Below are 15,565 nucleotides of genomic sequence, written 5' to 3' on the forward strand. Positions count from 1 at the left end.
TGCAATGCCTTGATTCCTTGAGTCTGTCAGAAATTCTGTGTGTGAGCCGGTTGGTTAATCAATCAGTCAGCGAGGATCTTTCTCCGAACTGGATCGCGAACTGAGCCTTGGCCGCATGCCAGGCTATGGGGGACTCTTCCATTTTTCTGTAATCTGGCGCAGTGCCAGCCAAATCAGCTTGGTAGCGGCCGCGGCCTGGTCGCAGGGAAAATGCCTTTTGTTGCGCACGGCTTTGCCTACCGAAGCATTCAGGCTCTCGATGGCGAGGTGGTGTAAATGATCTGGCGCACCTCGGCCTGGAAGGCGAAGAACGGTGTCATCGCCTTCCAATCACCCCGGCATCCGGGCCTGATAGACTGGCTTGAGCGCTGCGCTGATCGCCTTGCGTTCCTTTCAAGAGGCAAACTGCATCGAATAACGGATCAGGTGCACGATGCAGGTTTGCGCCACTGTTTCAGGGAACACGGCGGTGATGGCTTCGGGAAACCCCTTCAGGCCGTCGACCACGGCGATCAAGATCTCGTGGGTGCCACGCGCGAATCTCATTCATTACCCGCAGCCAGAATTTGGCGCCCTCGGTTTGCTCGATCCACAGGCCCAGCACTTTCTTGCCACCACAGTGGGCAGAGTGAAGGCAGATAGATCTGGTCGAACACTCCCATGCGGCGGAACGATGTAGCCATGTGAGCTTGTTCCCCAAATTTTTTATTGATGCATGCGTATGCGTGGAGTAGAGAGTAGAAGGAATCAAATGTATTTAAATATCATTTAAAACCTCAATTATTCAGACTTTAAATAAATGTTTCTGGTGTTTTTAATATAAGAAGATAATTTATTATTATTTTATATACTAATTATTGTGGCTTATCATAGCTCTCACCTTCTTCAACTTATTCGCGGGAGATTGCATGTAGGGTCAAACTAGCGGAACTACACCGTAATCGTGAATCCCTCGTGCGCGATCGAAAAAAGATCGTCAACCAGATACACGGCTTTCTGCTCGAATTCAGTATCAGCCTACCCGTTTAGTTAACCTCATGCTGTGAGTCATATATAGATAATCATGGGCATTCCGATTGGTACCAGACAGTATGCTCTGGTTATTACGTTACTTGCATTGTTACTAAATTCGCATTCCTGTCATTCAGGAGAAGCTAGAGAAGACCAAGACTGTGATTTTTATTCAAACCTGTTTGGTAGTTTAGGCGGAGCGCGCTCCTGGTTATGCCAGCATGGAATCAATGTAGAAGCTCAAACGGATGATGAAACTTGGCGTAACCTCCGTGGTGGCAAGCGTGAGAGGACTACGTATAATGGGGTCTTGACGATCAATATAGTACTTGACACAGAAAAACTATTTAATCTTAAAGGCGGATTATTCAATGTCAGTTGGATGAATATCCGCGGTCGCTCGATCAGTTACAGCCAACTGGCGGACTACAACACTATCAGTACCTGGGAAGCCTATACATCCAATCGACTGTTTGAGCTCTGGTATCAGCAAAGTTTTCTGAGTGAGCTGATGGATATAAAAATCGGTCAGCAGGCGTTGGATAGTGAGTTTATTGTCAGCGATATGGCCAGTTTGTATCTTAATTCAAACTTTAGCTGGCCAATGGGACCTTCAAGCAACCTGTATTCAAGTGGTGGTCCATCTTCGCCATTGGCGGCGTTGGGGGTTCGTTTTCGCTACCGACCTTCAGAGCAAACCACGCTGATGTTTGCTGTTACGAATGACAACCCAACCGGCCACTCTTTTTACAATGAAAAAGACCCTTCGAATCAGAGTGTGCATCCCCATGGGGACAATTTCAATTTGAAAACAGGTGCTCTGCTAATTGGTGAGCTGCAACATTCCATCGATTTACTTACGGAGCGGGAAGAGGGATTGCCGGGGACCTATAAACTTGGTGGCATGTATGACACGGCATACTTTCCAGATCAGCGCTGGGACAAAACAGGCCGTAAGCTAGCCGATCCCCAAAGCTCAGGAGATCCGGCATACCACCAAGGTAACTGGATCCTTTACGCCGTCGCCGATCAGACCCTCTGGCGGTCCTCTGTTGACACCGCCCGTACGCTGGGAGTTTTCGGACGGGTGACCAAGAACCGTAGCGACCGTAACGTCATTGACTGGGGTGTGGATGCGGGATTCAATCTGACCGCGCCTTTACCGGGGCGTGATGAGGATTCATTTGGAGTCGCTTGGGGCATGGGACACACTGGACGCCGTGCTCGCCGAGCTGACCGAGATGTCCAACAGCTTTCCGGGAGTTATTATCCCATCCGTAAAACGGAACACCACATGGAGATAACTTACCGAGCGCAGCTCGCACCCTGGTTAAGTATCCAACCAGATATCCAGTATATCTGGAACCCTGGTGGCGGTGTGCTCAAAGAAAATACGGATCGTCGAATGCACAATGAATTCATAGTAGGAATGCATTCTCAAGTTGTTTTCTAGCGCTACAGTTGCATATTTGCAACTGTAGCGCTAACGATCCGGCGCCAGGGGACGCTCCTCCCCAGCCAGCAGCCCGCGCAGGTGCAAAAGCAGCAGCAAGAGATACAGCAGTGCCAAGCCCCGGAAGCCGGCGAACAAGCCGAAGCGATCACTGAGCAGCCCGCCGAGCACCGCGCCAGTCACACCGCCGGCCATCCGGCCCCGCCTGAACACCCTGGTCAAGGCGGCCTCGTGAGATTTTGAACAAGTTCTCAAGTCGGGATCAGCTGCAATTGCATCCGTGCGGCGAAAGCCTGGACTTCGGGTCGATCCGCTGCCATGAGCGACAATGGCAGGCCTGCCTCCCGGGCCAGGCGGCAGGCTTCGTCCAGCAGGCGCTTGGCCACGCCGCGCCGCCGGGTGATCTTGCGCACGCACAAATGCGACAGTTGCCAGGCTTGCTCGCCACGCTGCAGGAGGGCGGCACCCAGTAGCCTGCCATTGAAGCGCCCGGCAATCAGGCTGCCCTGGCTCATACTGGCTTCGATCAAGGCTTCGGCGTTTGCATGGGGGGCCAGTAGCCAGGCCGGGGCGTCGGCGAAGATCTGCAGCAGATCGTTACGATCCTGTGCGCAAGGCTTGGTGATGGTTTCGACGAGGACGGGCATGCTGGCAGCTCCGGAGTGCGGGTCAGTCAGTGTAATGCCGGCATACATGCGTCGGTAGCCGGTCCAGGCTGGCATGCCTATAATGAGTGTCTTTTCCCGTTCGTTTTTGTGGAGCAGCAGGTGATGGCCGAACGTACGGCATCCGTCGAGCGCAACACTCTGGAAACCCGGATCAAGGCCACGGTCAATCTGGATGGAACCGGCAAGGCCCGGTTCGCCATCGGGGTGCCTTTTTTGGAGCACATGCTCGATCAGATCGCTCGCCATGGTTTGATCGATCTGGATATCGAATGCCAGGGCGATCTGGAGATCGATGATCATCATACCGTCGAGGATGTCGGTATTACGCTGGGCCAGGCATTCGCCAGGGCGGTCGGCGACAAGAAAGGCATTCGCCGCTATGGGCATGCCTATGTGCCGTTGGATGAATCGCTGTCGCGGGTAGTGATCGATTTTTCCGGCCGCCCAGGCCTGCAAATGCACGTTCCCTACACACGCGCTCAGGTTGGCCGGTTTGATGTGGACTTGTTTCAGGAGTTCTTCCAGGGCTTCGTCAACCACGCCCAGGTGACCCTGCACATCGATAATCTGCGCGGCAGCAATACCCATCACCAGATCGAAACCGTCTTCAAGGCCTTTGGCCGTGCGCTGCGCATGGCGCTGGAGCTGGACGAGCGCATGGCCGGGCAGATGCCTTCCACCAAAGGATGTCTCTGATGCAGACAGTAGCCGTCATCGACTATGGCATGGGCAATCTGCATTCGGTAGCCAAGGCGCTGGAGCATGTCGGCGCCGGCCGGGTGCAGATAACCAGCGATGCCCGGGAAATCCGCGAGGCTGACCGCGTCGTGTTCCCTGGTGTGGGAGCGATCCGCGACTGCATGGCCGAGATTCGCCGCCTGGGCTTCGATGCGCTGGTTCGCGAGGTCAGCGCCGACCGGCCGTTCCTCGGTATTTGTGTGGGTATGCAGGCGCTGCTGGAGCACAGCGAGGAAAATGCCGGCGTGGATTGCATCGGCCTGTTTCCTGGCCAGGTGCGTTACTTCGGCAAGGATCTGTATGAGAACGGCGAACACCTGAAAGTGCCGCACATGGGCTGGAACGAGGTCGGGCAGGCAGTGGATCACCCGCTCTGGCACAACATCCCGGACAAGGGCCGCTTCTATTTTGTGCACAGCTACTATATCGACGCCGGAAATCCGCGCCAGGTGGTCGGTCACGGACACTACGGCAGGAGCTTCGCCGCAGCGCTGGCCGAGGGTTCGCGTTTTGCCGTGCAATTTCATCCGGAAAAGAGCCATACCCACGGCCTGCAATTGTTGCAGAACTTCGCTGCCTGGGATGGGCGTTGGTAAATGGGTAAAGTCCGGCGGAAACCATCGATCCTGACCCTGGATACCGCCCAGGAGCAGGCCGCAGTACTGGTCCTCAAGCGCTTCTTGGCCGACCGCTTCGAACTCGAACGGGGCTCGTTCGAGGTGCAAGAGCTGCTGGAGCTGTTCAGCCGGGAAATCGCTCCTCACTACTACAACCAGGCGATCCTCGACGTACAGGCGCACCTGAAAGACAGGTTCGAGAGTATCGAAAGCGACCTGTGGGCGCTCGAAAAGAGCTGATCTTTACACCGATTTCAAAGAATTGAGCAGGTTCAACTGATGCTGATCATCCCCGCAATCGATCTCAAAGACGGCGCTTGCGTGCGCTTGCGCCAGGGCCGGATGGACGACTCCACGGTATTTTCCGACGATCCGGTGAGCATGGCCGCCAAATGGGTGCAGGCCGGTTGCCGGCGGCTGCATCTGGTGGACCTGAATGGCGCGTTCGAAGGCCAGCCGGTCAATGGCGAAGTCGTCACGGCCATCGCCAAACGCTACCCGCAATTGCCGATCCAGATTGGCGGCGGTATCCGTTCGCTGGAAACCATCGAGCACTACGTCAAGGCCGGGGTCAGCTATGTGATCATTGGCACCAAGGCGGTGAAGCAGCCGGAGTTCGTCGGTGAAGCCTGCCGCGCCTTTCCCGGCAAGGTGATCGTCGGCCTGGATGCCAAGGATGGTTTCGTCGCTACCGATGGCTGGGCGCAAGTCAGTCATGTGCAGGCGACTGATCTGGCCAGGCGTTTCGAGGCAGACGGTGTGTCCGCCATCGTCTATACCGACATCGCCAAGGACGGAATGATGCAGGGCTGCAACGTCGCCGCCACCGTCGCACTGGCCAAGGCTAGCCGGATCCCGGTGATTGCCTCCGGTGGCATCCACAATCTCGGCGATATCCAGGCGCTTCTGGATACCAACGAGCCCGGCATCATCGGCGCCATTACCGGCCGAGCGATCTACGAAGGTACGCTGGATGTGGCCGAGGCCCAAAGTCTGTGTGACCGTTTTAACGCCTGACCAAGACGTAGGGGCGACAACGGCAGCGCCTTGTCCTCCTTTCCGGTCATGCACGGTGGATAAGCGCGTTGCGCGTTATCCACTCTACACACCGAGGATACAAACATGGCCCTGGCCAAACGCATCATTCCCTGCCTGGACGTGGAAAACGGCCGTGTGGTCAAGGGTGTCAAGTTCGAGAATATCCGCGATGCCGGTGATCCGGTGGAGATCGCCCGGCGCTACGATGAGCAGGGTGCTGACGAGATCACCTTTCTCGATATCACCGCCAGCCATGAAGGGCGCGATACGACGCTGCATACCGTCGAGCGCATGGCCAGCCAGGTCTTCATTCCGCTCACTGTCGGTGGTGGGGTGCGTAGCGTGCAGGATATCCGCAACCTGCTCAATGCCGGTGCGGACAAGGTCTCGATCAATACGGCGGCGGTGTTCACCCCGGAATTCGTCGGCGAGGCGGCTGAGCGTTTCGGCTCGCAGTGCATCGTCGTCGCTATCGATGCCAAGCGGGTTTCCGCGGTTGGCGAAACGCCACGCTGGGAGATTTTTACCCATGGTGGCCGCAAGCCGACCGGGCTGGATGCGGTGCAATGGGCGCGGAAGATGGAAGGGCTGGGCGCTGGCGAGATCCTGCTGACCAGCATGGATCAGGATGGCATGAAGAACGGCTTCGATCTGGGCGTCACGCGCGCGATCAGCGAGGCGGTCGGAATCCCGGTGATCGCTTCCGGTGGCGTCGGCAATCTCGAACACTTGGCAGCTGGAATTATCGATGGCAAGGCCGATGCGGTATTGGCGGCGAGCATTTTCCACTTCGGCGAATACACCGTGCCGGAGGCCAAGGCCTATCTTGCCAGTCGCGGTATCGTAGTGCGCTGACGGCGGACGAGCGCGCCTAGGCGCGCCTTCGATATTTTGCTGCAGGACGTGGTCAGATAGGTATCCGCCAGGGAGCAATGCCATGTCGATGCGCTCGTACTGTTTCGCTGCTGTGGTGTTTTTCCTGGGCGCCTGTCATCACAGTGTGCTTGACGATCCGGCGGCAACGCTTGACGAGAAACTGACTGCGCTCGGCTTTCGGCAGGGCGAGAAGGTGGAGCAGGCCTGGCGCTATGACTTCGATGGCTGGCAGTTTCTGGATAATCGCCATATCGTGCTGGGCCGCTGGCCGAGTCGTTCCTATCTGATCGAGTTTTCCAATGAGTGTCGTATGAAATCCAGCAGTCGTATCGGCTATTCGACAACGGTCGGTAACCTGAGCCGCTTCGATCAGATCTTTTTCAGCGACACCGGCAATATTCCGGAGTTTTGCCGTATCGGGGAAATCTACCGGCTGGAGAAGGCGAACCAGCCCGCCAGGAATTGACAAGAATTCATCTGCTTTTTTTGCCATCTCAGTCTCCATCATCTCCCGGACTGCCCGCATCCGCAAAGCTCAATCCATGTTTGCGCAGCTTGTCGTGCAAGGTCTTGCGTGGCAGGCCGAGGGCTTCGGCTACGCTGCGCAGGGAGCTGTGCGGACGGGCCAGTTCAGCGGTGATCAGGACTCGCTCGAAGGCTTCCACCTGCTCGCCGAGGGTGCCGCCGGTGTAACTGACCGAGCTCGCTACCGTGCTGCCTGGCACGCTGTCCAGCTCCAACTCCAGACCGAGAGCGAAACGCTCGGCGGTGTTTTGCAGTTCGCGGACGTTTCCCGGCCAGGAGTGCTGTAGCAGCGGCGCCCGCTGGGCGGGTGTCAGGGTGCGGATGGGCAGGCCATGACGGGTGGCTGCGGTCTCGGCAAAATGCTGGAATAACGGCAGCACATCTTCCTGGCGCTCGCGCAGTGGCGGGATGCGCAGCGGGGCGACGTTCAATCGGTAATAGAGATCGGCCCGGAAGCGCCCCCGGTCGGCGGCTTGGCGCAGGTCTTCCTTGGTGGCGGCGATTACCCGGATATCCAGCGGGATCAGTTGATTGCCACCGAGTCGCTCGACTACACGCTCCTGCAGCAGGCGCAACAGCTTGACCTGTACGTCCATGCTCATGCTTTCGATTTCGTCGAGAAACAGGGTGCCGCCATTGGCGAATTCGAATTTACCGATGCGGCGCTTCTGCGCTCCGGTGAAGGCGCCCGGTTCGTGGCCGAACAATTCGCTTTCCACTACCGACTCGGCCAGGGCACCGGCATTGATGGCGACGAAAGGGCCATGGCTGCGACTGGAGAGATCATGCAGGGCACGGGCTACTACTTCCTTGCCCGAGCCGGTTTCACCAAGGATCAGCACATCGGCCTGGAGCGTGGCCAGGGCGGCGATCTGTTCGCGCAGCCGCTGCATCCCCGGCGACTGACCGATCAGTCGGGTTGCCAGTTGCTGGCGGTCGGCAAGTGCCAGGCGCAGGCTGCGGTTTTCCAGTACCAGGCGGCGCAGATCGAGGGCTCGGCGCACGCTATCCAGCAGGTGTTCACTGGGGAAGGGTTTTTCCAGAAAGTCGTAGGCGCCGGCCCGCATCGCCTGTACTGCCAGCGGGACATCGCCGTGCCCGGTAATCAGGATAACCGGCAGCTCGGCATCCTTGGCATGCAGTTGTTCGAGCAGTTCCAGACCATCCACGCCCGGCATGCGGATATCGCTGATCAGCACTCCCGGCCAGTCGTCCGGTAGTCGTCCGGGCAATCCTCGTGCATCGCCCAGGCTGACGACTTTCAGGCCGGCGAGATCGAGCGTCTGGCCGAGTGCCTGGCGTAGATGGGCATCGTCATCGACCAGGACTACCTGGATGTGGCTGTCGATCGAAATGTCGCTGCTCATCAGTGATGATCCTCATTGGAAAAGTCGCTGCCATTATCGGGGTCGGCACGGCGCAGATGCAGACTGAGCTGGGCTCCGCCTTGGGGGTGGTTGGCTATGCCTAGTTTGGCGCCGAAACCGCGTACCAGGCTATCGCAGATGGCCAGGCCAAGGCCCAGGCCTTCGGCCCTGGCCTTGGTGGTGAAGAACGGTTCGCGGGCACGTTCGAGTGCTTCGTGGGTGAAGCCTGGGCCATTGTCGCGAATGGTCAGTACCGTTTCATCTTCCTGGCGTACTGCGCTGATCCAGATGCGCCGCGGTCGAGGTGTTTCATTCAGGGCATCCAGGGCATTGCTCAACAGATTGGCCAGTACCTGGCGCAGCCGGGTTTCGCCGGCTTGTACCCAGAGCGTAGCTTCCGGCAGATCGCGAATCAGCTCCACGCTCATGCTCTGGCGCTGCCTGGCAAGCATGGCCAGGCTGTCGTCCAGCGCGGGTTGCAGGGCCACCCGTTCCGGGGCGTGCTGGTCGCGGCGGGCAAAGGCGCGCAGATGGGCGATGATCGAGGCCATGCGTGCGGTCAGGCCGCTGATCTGGCACAGATTGGCGCGGGCATCTTCGTTACGCCCGTGATCGAGCAGTACGCCGGCGTTATCGGCATAACTGCGGATCGCCGCCAGTGGCTGATTCAACTCGTGACTGATGCTGGCGGACATGGTGCCCAGCGCCGACAGTTTGCCCGCCTGCAGCAATTCGTCTTGAGCGCGTACCAGTTCCTGCTGGGCCTGTTCACGTTCGAGGACTTCTTCCTTCAAGCGCTTGTTCAGGGCTTCCAGGTCGTAGGTCCGTTCCTGTACGCGTACTTCAAGATCGCGCCGGAGCTGGGTTTCCAGCGCCAGTCGTTCGAGAAAATGCCGGCGGCGCTGCATCAACAGGCCAAGCCAGAGTAACAGCGCCAGCAAGGTCGCGCCGCCGATGGCCACCACGGTACGCACCGGGCGTTCGATCATGCTTTCCGGCGCGAGAATGCGTACTGTCCAGCCGATTTCCGGCAACTCGCGACTCTGGATCAGCCAGGTGTCGAAATTCAGGGTCAGAGGCGGTGGGTTGGTGGTTGGATAAGCGCGGTGCAGGGCGATTTGCTCGTGCTCCTCGGGATTCAGCGGACGGGTGGCACGAAAACGCCAGTCCGGACGCGAGGTGAGTACTACGACGCCGAAGCTGTCGGTCACCATCAATTGCTCGGGGGTCTGGCCCCACAGGTTTTCGGTATGGTCCAAGTCTAACTTGATCACTAGAACGCCAAGAATCCGTTCGCCTTCGCGTATTGCTGCGCTGAAGAAATAGCCACGTTTGCTGGAGGTGGTGCCGAAGCCGAAGAAATGACCCTGCTCGCCTCCCATGGCTTGCTGGAAATAGGGACGGAAGGAGAAATTGCGGCCAATGAAATTGTCCGAAGCCGCCGAATTGGATGCGCTCAGGGTCTTGCCCGTCGAATCCATCAGGTAAATCACATCGGCGTTGGTTCGCTCTCTCAGTTCATATAGCAGCTGATTGGCTTGCGCAACCGTTTGCAGCTCGTCTGGTCGATACAGCGCGTTGCGCAACACCGGCAGGTCGCCAAGGATGCCAGGCAGGACTTCATAGCGGCGCAGGGTGCCGAGCAGGTTGGCGACGTAGAGATCCAGGGTCTGCCGGTTCTGTTCGGTCAGTTCGTTGGTGTAGTAGCGTCCGGCCAGGTGCTGCAGCGGCCAGAGCAGCGGAGTCAGAACCAGTGCCAGGATGAACAGGCTGTGCCAGCGGGGCCGGCTCTCGAACAATCGGATCATGCGCATGCACCTGAAAGCCAGGCGCAATTATGCCTGTTCCTGCCGTCAAGACGGAGTCGTCAGGACGGAGCGCAGATCCGAAAGCCGGGTCAGGCCGTCAGGGGAATGTTGGGGTGGACGGATTGCTCCAGGCAGCGACTCAGCGCCGATTCCCAGTGTGGCAGGTGGACATTCCATTCACGTTGCAGACGCGAGCAGTCGAGGCGGGAGTTGAGCGGTCGCCGGGCGGCACTCGGGTAGTCCTTGGAACTGATCCTCTCGATTCGGGCGCAGGGTTTGTTTAGCTCCTTGAGCCGCTCGCCGATGCTGGTGGCGAAGCCATTCCAGGAGGTTTCCCCCGTGGAAGTGAGATGATAGAGGCCTTTGAGCGCCTGCTTTTCATCCTGCCAGCGACGGATCAACTGTGCCGTAATCGAAGCGATGGTGCCGGCCCAGGTGGGAGCGCCGATTTCATCGTCGACGATGGAGAGTTGTTCCCGCTCCTGCAGGAGGCGTTGCATGGTCAGGAGAAAGTTCTTGCCGTGCAGGGAATAGACCCAACTGGTACGCAGGATCAGACCCTCTCCACCGACCGCCTGGATCGCCTGTTCCCCTGCCAGTTTGCTCTCGCCGTAGGCATTCAACGGGTCGGGCTGGTCGTCTTCGTTGTAAGGACTGCTCTTGCGACCGTTGAACACATAGTCGGTGGAGTAGTGGATCAGTGGAATACCCAGCTGTGCCGCCTCTTCGGCCAGGCGACCCGGTGCGATGGCGTTTACCGCAAACGCCTGTTGGCGATCGGTTTCCGCCTTGTCGACCGCTGTATAGGCCGCAGGGTTGAGGATCAGGTCCGGTCGTAATTCCCGTACCTTTCGGGATATGTCTTCCGGGATAGCCAGGTTCAACTCGTGACTGCCAAAGGCAAAAATTTCCCCTTGACCGGCCAGGGCCAGTTGCAGCTCTTGCGACACCTGTCCCTTGCTTCCAGTAATCATGATTTTCATGCGAAATGCTCCGTTTCGCTCAGGCGAAGGCCGGCAGCATCCTTTTGAGATAGCTGTGGCGCTTCCTGCAGGGGCCATTCGATTCCCAGCTCGGGATCGCTCCACAGAAGGGCGCGTTCATGGGCTGGAGCATAGTAATCGGTCGTTTTGTAGAGAAATTCGGCCGTCTCGCTAAGAACCAGGAAGCCGTGGGCGAAGCCCTCCGGTATCCATAGCTGGCGGTGGTTCTGGGCGCTCAGGTGAACGCCGGCCCAGCGTCCGAAGGTAGGCGATGTCTTGCGCAGATCGACCGCCACATCAAAGACTTCGCCGGCAACCACGCGGACCAGTTTTCCCTGGGGTTGGCTGATTTGATAGTGCAGGCCACGCAGCACACCACGCTGGGATTTTGAGTGGTTGTCCTGGACGAAGTCACGCCGGATGCCGGTCGCCTCGGTGAAGCGGGCGGCATTGAAGCTTTCGTAGAAGAAACCACGCTCATCACCGAAGACTTTGGGCTCGATGATGAGTACGTCGGGAATCGAGGTTTCGATTACGTTCATAGGGTCTCACCGGCGATCTTGAATAGATACTGACCATAGCCGGTTTTGCCGAACATGTCGGCCTGAGTCAATAACTTGTTACGATCGATCCAGCCGTTCTGGTAGGCGATCTCTTCCAGGCAGGCCACCTTCAGCCCCTGGCGATGCTCGATGGTCTGTACGTACTGGGAGGCTTCCAGCAAGCTGTCGTGGGTGCCGGTGTCCAGCCAGGCGAAGCCTCGGCCCAGGCGTTCTACACGCAGATCGCCACGTTGCAGGTAGGCGTTGTTGACGTCGGTGATTTCCAATTCGCCGCGTGGCGAAGGTTTGATCGACTTGGCGATTTTCACCACATCGTTGTCATAGAAATACAGACCGGTAACTGCGTAGCTGGATTTGGGGGCTTTGGGCTTTTCTTCGATCGATAGCGCTTTGCCCGACTCATCGAAATCCACTACACCGAAGCGTTCCGGATCCTTCACCCAGTAACCGAATACAGTCGCACCGGTGGGGTGGGTAGCGGCACGATCGAGCTGGTCGCTGAAGTGCTGGCCGTGGAAGATGTTGTCGCCGAGGATCAGGCATACCGAATCCTGGCCGATGAATTCTTCGCCGATCAGGAACGCCTGGGCCAGGCCGTCCGGAGAAGGCTGTTCGGCAAAGGAAAGCTTGAGGCCGAACTGGCTGCCATCGCCCAACAGCTTGCGGTATTGCGGCAGATCCTGCGGTGTCGAGATGATCAGGATGTCGCGGACACCGGCGAGCATCAGGACCGAGATCGGATAGTAGATCATCGGTTTGTCATAGATCGGCAACAGCTGCTTGGACAGGCCTAGGGTGATGGGGTGCAGGCGAGTGCCAGAGCCACCGGCCAGAATGATTCCTTTCATGCAATTTTCTCCACTGAGCCCAGGCGTTCACGCTGATAGCTGCCGTCTTGTACGCGGCGGCACCATTCTTTGTTGTCCAGATACCACTGTACGGTTTTGCGCAGGCCGGTCTGGAAGGTTTCCTGCGGCACCCAGCCCAGGTCACGCTCGATCTTGCTGGCGTCGATGGCGTAGCGCAGATCATGGCCGGGGCGATCCTTGACGAAGGTGATCAGGTCTTCGTAGCGTTCGAGACCGGCTGGTTTGTTCGGCGCCAGCTCTTCCAGCAAGGCACAGATGCCGCGTACCACGTCGATGTTCTTCTGCTCGTTGTGCCCACCGATGTTGTAGGTCTCGCCGACCTTGCCTTCGCTGACTACTTTGAGCAGGGCGCGGGCATGGTCCTCGACGAACAGCCAGTCGCGGATCTGTGAGCCGTCGCCATAGACCGGCAGCTTCTTGCCTTCCAGCGCATTGAGGATCACCAGTGGAATGAGCTTTTCCGGGAAGTGATAGGGGCCGTAGTTGTTCGAACAGTTGGTGATCAGTACTGGCAGGCCGTAGGTCCGGTGCCAGGCGCGGACCAGGTGATCGGACGAAGCCTTGCTGGCCGAATAAGGCGAACTTGGCGCGTAGGGTGTGGTCTCGGTGAAGAGGTCGTCGACGCCATGCAGGTCGCCGTAGACCTCGTCGGTGGAGATATGGTGGAAGCGGAAGGCTGCCCGGCGGTTTTCCGGCAGGCTCAGCCAATAGGCACGAGTCGCTTCCAGTAACTGGTAGGTGCCAACGATATTGGTCTGGATGAACGCGGCCGGGCCGTCGATGGAGCGATCCACATGGGATTCGGCTGCCAGGTGCATGATGGCGTCGGGTTGGAATTGCAGCAGTGCCTCGCTGACGCGTTCATGGTCGGCAATATCCGCCTCGATGAACTGGTAGCGCGGGTCGCCTTCGATTTCGGCCAGCGATTCCAGGTTGCCGGCGTAGGTCAGCTTGTCCAGGTTCAGGACGTGGTGTTCGGTATTACGGATGAGATGGCGGATCAATGCAGAACCGATGAATCCGGCTCCACCGGTAACGAGAAGGCGCATAGTCGTGGGCTTCCTTGGCGCGTGATGAGCGAAGGCTCTGGAACTGTCGGCAGGATAGACATTGGTAGATAGTCAAAATTCCCCGGGCGCGGGCGAGTAATGCAAATTGTCCAAGTGGTCGAAATGCATAGGCTCGTACAGATAAATTCTGGTTACTGGCAATAGGGCTCTAGGCGGCGCGACGCTTGCCTTGCGGCGATCCATTATAGCAATCTGCCGGAAGCGGTCTTCAAAGGTGCTATTGGCCCAGCCCTGCCTTGAAGACGACACGGTTCCGGCCTTCATGCTTGGCCTGGTAGAGCGCTTTGTCGGCCTGGGCAATCAGATCCTGTGCTGCGCCGTCATGATTCGGGATGCAGGTCGATACGCCCAGGCTCAGGGTCAGCCTGCCAAGTGGCGTATTGTTGTTCTCGATGGCCGCTTCGAACACGGCGGCGCGGATTTTTTCGGCCACTTTCACGGCGCCTGCTTCGCCAGTGTCGGGAAGGATCACCGCCAACTCCTCGCCGCCGTAGCGCACGGGAATATCGGTATGCCGGTGCAACTGATTCTGGATATGGCCACTGACCTCGCGCAGGCATTGATCGCCGGCCTGGTGACCGTAGGTGTCGTTGTAGTTCTTGAAGTGGTCAATATCGATCAGGATGAACGACAGAAGCGTCCGGTCCGGGTTGGGGGGCAGGAAATATTGGCTGAGCACGCGCTCCATCTGGCGGCGGTTGGCCAGCCCTGTCAGAGCGTCTTCCGAGGCCAGGACTTCCAGACTGCGGTTCATTTCGGTCAGGGTCAGATGGGCTTGGCGCAGGCGGTCCTCCGTCTCGTGCCGTTTGCGGATGCCGGCGATGGTCTTCAGGCCGAGGGCAACGATCAGGATCAGTGGCCCCAGAGCTACTGCCGAACTGATGTAGGCGCTTGTGCGCCATTCCCTGAATGCCCGGCATTCTTCCAGCCCGACAACAATATAAAAGGGCAGGGTCTTGCTGGCGCTGAAGCCGACGATTCGCCGTATTCGGTCGATCGGTGAACTATAAGTGGTCACACCTTCGGTTTCGCCCTGCTGGATCGCGTTGTAGGCCGCCCCACCAATGACGCTTGTGCCGATTTCACTCTCCTTGAACGGCATTCTGAGCAGTGTCGTACCGTCTTTGCGAATCAGGCTGACCAGCGCGTTCTCATCAAGGTTGAGGTTCCGGTAGAAGCTCAGGAACGTCTGAACCTTGAGCGTGACCATGGTGATGCCCAGAAACCGGCCTTGGCTGTCGCTCATGCGCTGCGAGACAGTGAATACCCAGTCGCCGCTGGTCCGGCTGCGAATCGGTGGCGCGAGATAGATGTCGGGGCTGGGGTCGTTCAGGTGGTGCTGGAAATAATTCCTCTCGAAGAAATTGCCACCGGTGGGTAGCTCCAGCGAGCTGAAAATCTGGTTACCTTTGGCGTCGTAGACGAATATGCCCTGGATTTCCGGATAGCTGCTGGCTTGGGCCCGGGCCACGCTTTTCAGGCGCCTGAGTTCATCTGGTGTGAGCTTGTCCTTTTCGAGGCGTTCGACCAACCCCAGCAGGATGGTGCTGGAGTGCAGGATCGACGATTCGGCATTGCGCAACAGAACGGTAGACAGGTTGGCGACATCCTGGTCATGCCGCTGCAACTGGTCGAAGTACTCACTTTGAATCTGCCAGCCAGTGAGTCCGATAATGGTCATGCAGACGATAGCGATCAGCCCGCTGGTCTGGTGTATCGCCTGATCGGGGCCGGCTGTGCCGAACAGCCACCGGATGGTGCGTTTCGGTTTGCCTGGCTGGTCGGTCATCGCAGTTTTTCTCGGTTCGTCGGGATTCGGGTTGGACTTGTACACCTGGGGTCAACGTAGACAGCCTTTTCCCGGTGACAGGTTCTGGCCTGGCGAAATAGAGGTCGGGAAAAGAATCGGATTCATTACCTGATCCGTTATCGCAGGTGGCCGGACGCATGCATCCGCAAGCTCGAATGATTCCGCGATT

The 15,565-nt window shown here is 58.2% G+C and carries 16 protein-coding genes and 2 pseudogenes; 8 read left to right on the plus strand and 10 right to left on the minus strand.

Annotation, left to right across the window (positions count from 1 at the left end):
• Positions 1 to 58: 58 nt before the first annotated feature.
• A pseudogene (locus tag FHR87_RS19115) lies at positions 59 to 616 on the minus strand (transposase); the annotation flags it as partial.
• Positions 617 to 921: 305 nt separating this feature from the next.
• Between FHR87_RS19115 and FHR87_RS04745 the strand changes: the two are divergent.
• Together FHR87_RS04745 and FHR87_RS04750 are read left to right on the plus strand one after the other, a co-directional pair.
• A pseudogene (locus tag FHR87_RS04745) lies at positions 922 to 1,026 on the plus strand (IS110 family transposase); the annotation flags it as partial.
• Between the two features lie 37 nt (positions 1,027 to 1,063).
• Entirely contained in the window at positions 1,064 to 2,464 is a 1,401-nt protein-coding gene (locus FHR87_RS04750; protein ID WP_183165567.1) for a carbohydrate porin, read from the plus strand.
• Between the two features lie 30 nt (positions 2,465 to 2,494).
• Here FHR87_RS04750 and FHR87_RS04755 read toward each other — a convergent pair whose 3' ends face one another.
• Both FHR87_RS04755 and FHR87_RS04760 read right to left on the minus strand, forming a co-directional pair.
• Entirely contained in the window at positions 2,495 to 2,686 is a 192-nt protein-coding gene (locus tag FHR87_RS04755; RefSeq protein ID WP_221189732.1) for a hypothetical protein, read from the minus strand.
• A gap of 29 nt (positions 2,687 to 2,715) precedes the next feature.
• Positions 2,716 to 3,111, minus strand: a complete 396-nt coding sequence (locus FHR87_RS04760) for an acetyl-CoA sensor PanZ family protein (RefSeq protein WP_183165569.1) — start codon at positions 3,109 to 3,111, stop codon at positions 2,716 to 2,718.
• 123 nt (positions 3,112 to 3,234) lie between these two features.
• Between FHR87_RS04760 and hisB the strand changes: the two genes are divergently transcribed.
• From hisB to FHR87_RS04790, 6 genes are all read left to right on the plus strand, one after another.
• Positions 3,235 to 3,828, plus strand: coding sequence for an imidazoleglycerol-phosphate dehydratase HisB (gene hisB / locus FHR87_RS04765; RefSeq protein WP_183165570.1), 594 nt, complete (start codon positions 3,235 to 3,237; stop codon positions 3,826 to 3,828).
• The gene (gene hisH / locus FHR87_RS04770; RefSeq protein ID WP_183165571.1) at positions 3,828 to 4,466 is read left to right on the plus strand and encodes an imidazole glycerol phosphate synthase subunit HisH; all 639 of its coding nucleotides are present in this window, start codon (positions 3,828 to 3,830) and stop codon (positions 4,464 to 4,466) included. Before hisB ends, hisH begins: the two co-directional genes overlap by 1 nt.
• Positions 4,467 to 4,727, plus strand: coding sequence for a DUF2164 domain-containing protein (locus FHR87_RS04775; RefSeq protein WP_183165572.1), 261 nt, complete (start codon positions 4,467 to 4,469; stop codon positions 4,725 to 4,727). It abuts the gene before it with no gap.
• A gap of 39 nt (positions 4,728 to 4,766) precedes the next feature.
• Positions 4,767 to 5,504: a 1-(5-phosphoribosyl)-5-[(5-phosphoribosylamino)methylideneamino]imidazole-4-carboxamide isomerase gene (hisA, locus tag FHR87_RS04780; RefSeq protein WP_183165573.1), complete on the plus strand. Its 738-nt coding sequence runs from the start codon at positions 4,767 to 4,769 to the stop codon at positions 5,502 to 5,504.
• Positions 5,505 to 5,609: 105 nt separating this feature from the next.
• On the plus strand, positions 5,610 to 6,380 hold the full coding sequence (hisF, locus tag FHR87_RS04785) for an imidazole glycerol phosphate synthase subunit HisF (RefSeq protein ID WP_183165574.1): 771 nt from the start codon (positions 5,610 to 5,612) through the stop codon (positions 6,378 to 6,380).
• An 82-nt stretch (positions 6,381 to 6,462) separates the two neighbouring features.
• A complete protein-coding gene (locus tag FHR87_RS04790; RefSeq protein ID WP_183165575.1) occupies positions 6,463 to 6,867 on the plus strand; it encodes a DUF6491 family protein in 405 nt (134 codons plus the stop codon).
• A gap of 28 nt (positions 6,868 to 6,895) precedes the next feature.
• On the opposite strand, the gene FHR87_RS04795 is transcribed toward FHR87_RS04790, so the two are convergent.
• The 7 genes from FHR87_RS04795 to FHR87_RS04825 form a co-directional block, all read right to left on the minus strand.
• Complete coding sequence (locus FHR87_RS04795; RefSeq protein ID WP_183165576.1) at positions 6,896 to 8,293, minus strand: sigma-54-dependent transcriptional regulator; 1,398 nt, start codon at positions 8,291 to 8,293, stop codon at positions 6,896 to 6,898.
• Positions 8,293 to 10,107 carry a sensor histidine kinase gene (locus tag FHR87_RS04800; RefSeq protein WP_420826723.1) on the minus strand — a complete coding sequence of 605 codons (1,815 nt, stop codon included), beginning with the start codon at positions 10,105 to 10,107 and terminating at the stop codon, positions 8,293 to 8,295. The genes FHR87_RS04795 and FHR87_RS04800 overlap by 1 nt, the downstream gene beginning before the upstream one ends.
• Positions 10,108 to 10,190: 83 nt before the next feature.
• Positions 10,191 to 11,084, minus strand: coding sequence for a dTDP-4-dehydrorhamnose reductase (gene rfbD, locus FHR87_RS04805; protein ID WP_183165578.1), 894 nt, complete (start codon positions 11,082 to 11,084; stop codon positions 10,191 to 10,193).
• Entirely contained in the window at positions 11,081 to 11,626 is a 546-nt protein-coding gene (gene rfbC, locus FHR87_RS04810; protein WP_183165579.1) for a dTDP-4-dehydrorhamnose 3,5-epimerase, read from the minus strand. Before rfbC ends, rfbD begins: the two co-directional genes overlap by 4 nt.
• Complete coding sequence (gene rfbA, locus FHR87_RS04815) at positions 11,623 to 12,495, minus strand: glucose-1-phosphate thymidylyltransferase RfbA (protein WP_183165580.1); 873 nt, start codon at positions 12,493 to 12,495, stop codon at positions 11,623 to 11,625. Before rfbA ends, rfbC begins: the two co-directional genes overlap by 4 nt.
• Positions 12,492 to 13,565 (minus strand): dTDP-glucose 4,6-dehydratase, encoded by a 1,074-nt coding sequence (gene rfbB / locus FHR87_RS04820; protein ID WP_183165581.1) that lies wholly within the window; start codon positions 13,563 to 13,565, stop codon positions 12,492 to 12,494. Before rfbB ends, rfbA begins: the two co-directional genes overlap by 4 nt.
• A 238-nt stretch (positions 13,566 to 13,803) precedes the next feature.
• Complete coding sequence (locus FHR87_RS04825; RefSeq protein ID WP_183165582.1) at positions 13,804 to 15,375, minus strand: sensor domain-containing diguanylate cyclase; 1,572 nt, start codon at positions 15,373 to 15,375, stop codon at positions 13,804 to 13,806.
• Positions 15,376 to 15,565: the final 190 nt, after the last annotated feature.

It is taken from the genome of Azomonas macrocytogenes, from assembly GCF_014191985.1.
Lineage (GTDB): Bacteria > Pseudomonadota > Gammaproteobacteria > Pseudomonadales > Pseudomonadaceae > Azomonas > Azomonas macrocytogenes.

What these genes read in the sequence shown, in the direction of transcription:
- hisA (WP_183165573.1), top strand. Translation starts at nt 4,767, where the DNA reads ATGCTGATCATCCCCGCAATCGATCTCAAAGACGGCGCTTGCGTGCGC.
- FHR87_RS04825 (WP_183165582.1), bottom strand. Translation starts at nt 15,375, where the DNA reads ATGACCGACCAGCCAGGCAAACCGAAACGCACCATCCGGTGGCTGTTC.
- FHR87_RS04750 (WP_183165567.1), top strand. Translation starts at nt 1,064, where the DNA reads ATGGGCATTCCGATTGGTACCAGACAGTATGCTCTGGTTATTACGTTA.
- rfbC (WP_183165579.1), bottom strand. Translation starts at nt 11,626, where the DNA reads ATGAACGTAATCGAAACCTCGATTCCCGACGTACTCATCATCGAGCCC.
- FHR87_RS04760 (WP_183165569.1), bottom strand. Translation starts at nt 3,111, where the DNA reads ATGCCCGTCCTCGTCGAAACCATCACCAAGCCTTGCGCACAGGATCGT.
- hisH (WP_183165571.1), top strand. Translation starts at nt 3,828, where the DNA reads ATGCAGACAGTAGCCGTCATCGACTATGGCATGGGCAATCTGCATTCG.
- rfbA (WP_183165580.1), bottom strand. Translation starts at nt 12,495, where the DNA reads ATGAAAGGAATCATTCTGGCCGGTGGCTCTGGCACTCGCCTGCACCCC.
- FHR87_RS04775 (WP_183165572.1), top strand. Translation starts at nt 4,467, where the DNA reads ATGGGTAAAGTCCGGCGGAAACCATCGATCCTGACCCTGGATACCGCC.
- rfbB (WP_183165581.1), bottom strand. Translation starts at nt 13,565, where the DNA reads ATGCGCCTTCTCGTTACCGGTGGAGCCGGATTCATCGGTTCTGCATTG.
- rfbD (WP_183165578.1), bottom strand. Translation starts at nt 11,084, where the DNA reads ATGAAAATCATGATTACTGGAAGCAAGGGACAGGTGTCGCAAGAGCTG.
- hisF (WP_183165574.1), top strand. Translation starts at nt 5,610, where the DNA reads ATGGCCCTGGCCAAACGCATCATTCCCTGCCTGGACGTGGAAAACGGC.
- hisB (WP_183165570.1), top strand. Translation starts at nt 3,235, where the DNA reads ATGGCCGAACGTACGGCATCCGTCGAGCGCAACACTCTGGAAACCCGG.
- FHR87_RS04795 (WP_183165576.1), bottom strand. Translation starts at nt 8,293, where the DNA reads ATGAGCAGCGACATTTCGATCGACAGCCACATCCAGGTAGTCCTGGTC.
- FHR87_RS04800 (WP_420826723.1), bottom strand. Translation starts at nt 10,107, where the DNA reads ATGCGCATGATCCGATTGTTCGAGAGCCGGCCCCGCTGGCACAGCCTG.
- FHR87_RS04790 (WP_183165575.1), top strand. Translation starts at nt 6,463, where the DNA reads ATGTCGATGCGCTCGTACTGTTTCGCTGCTGTGGTGTTTTTCCTGGGC.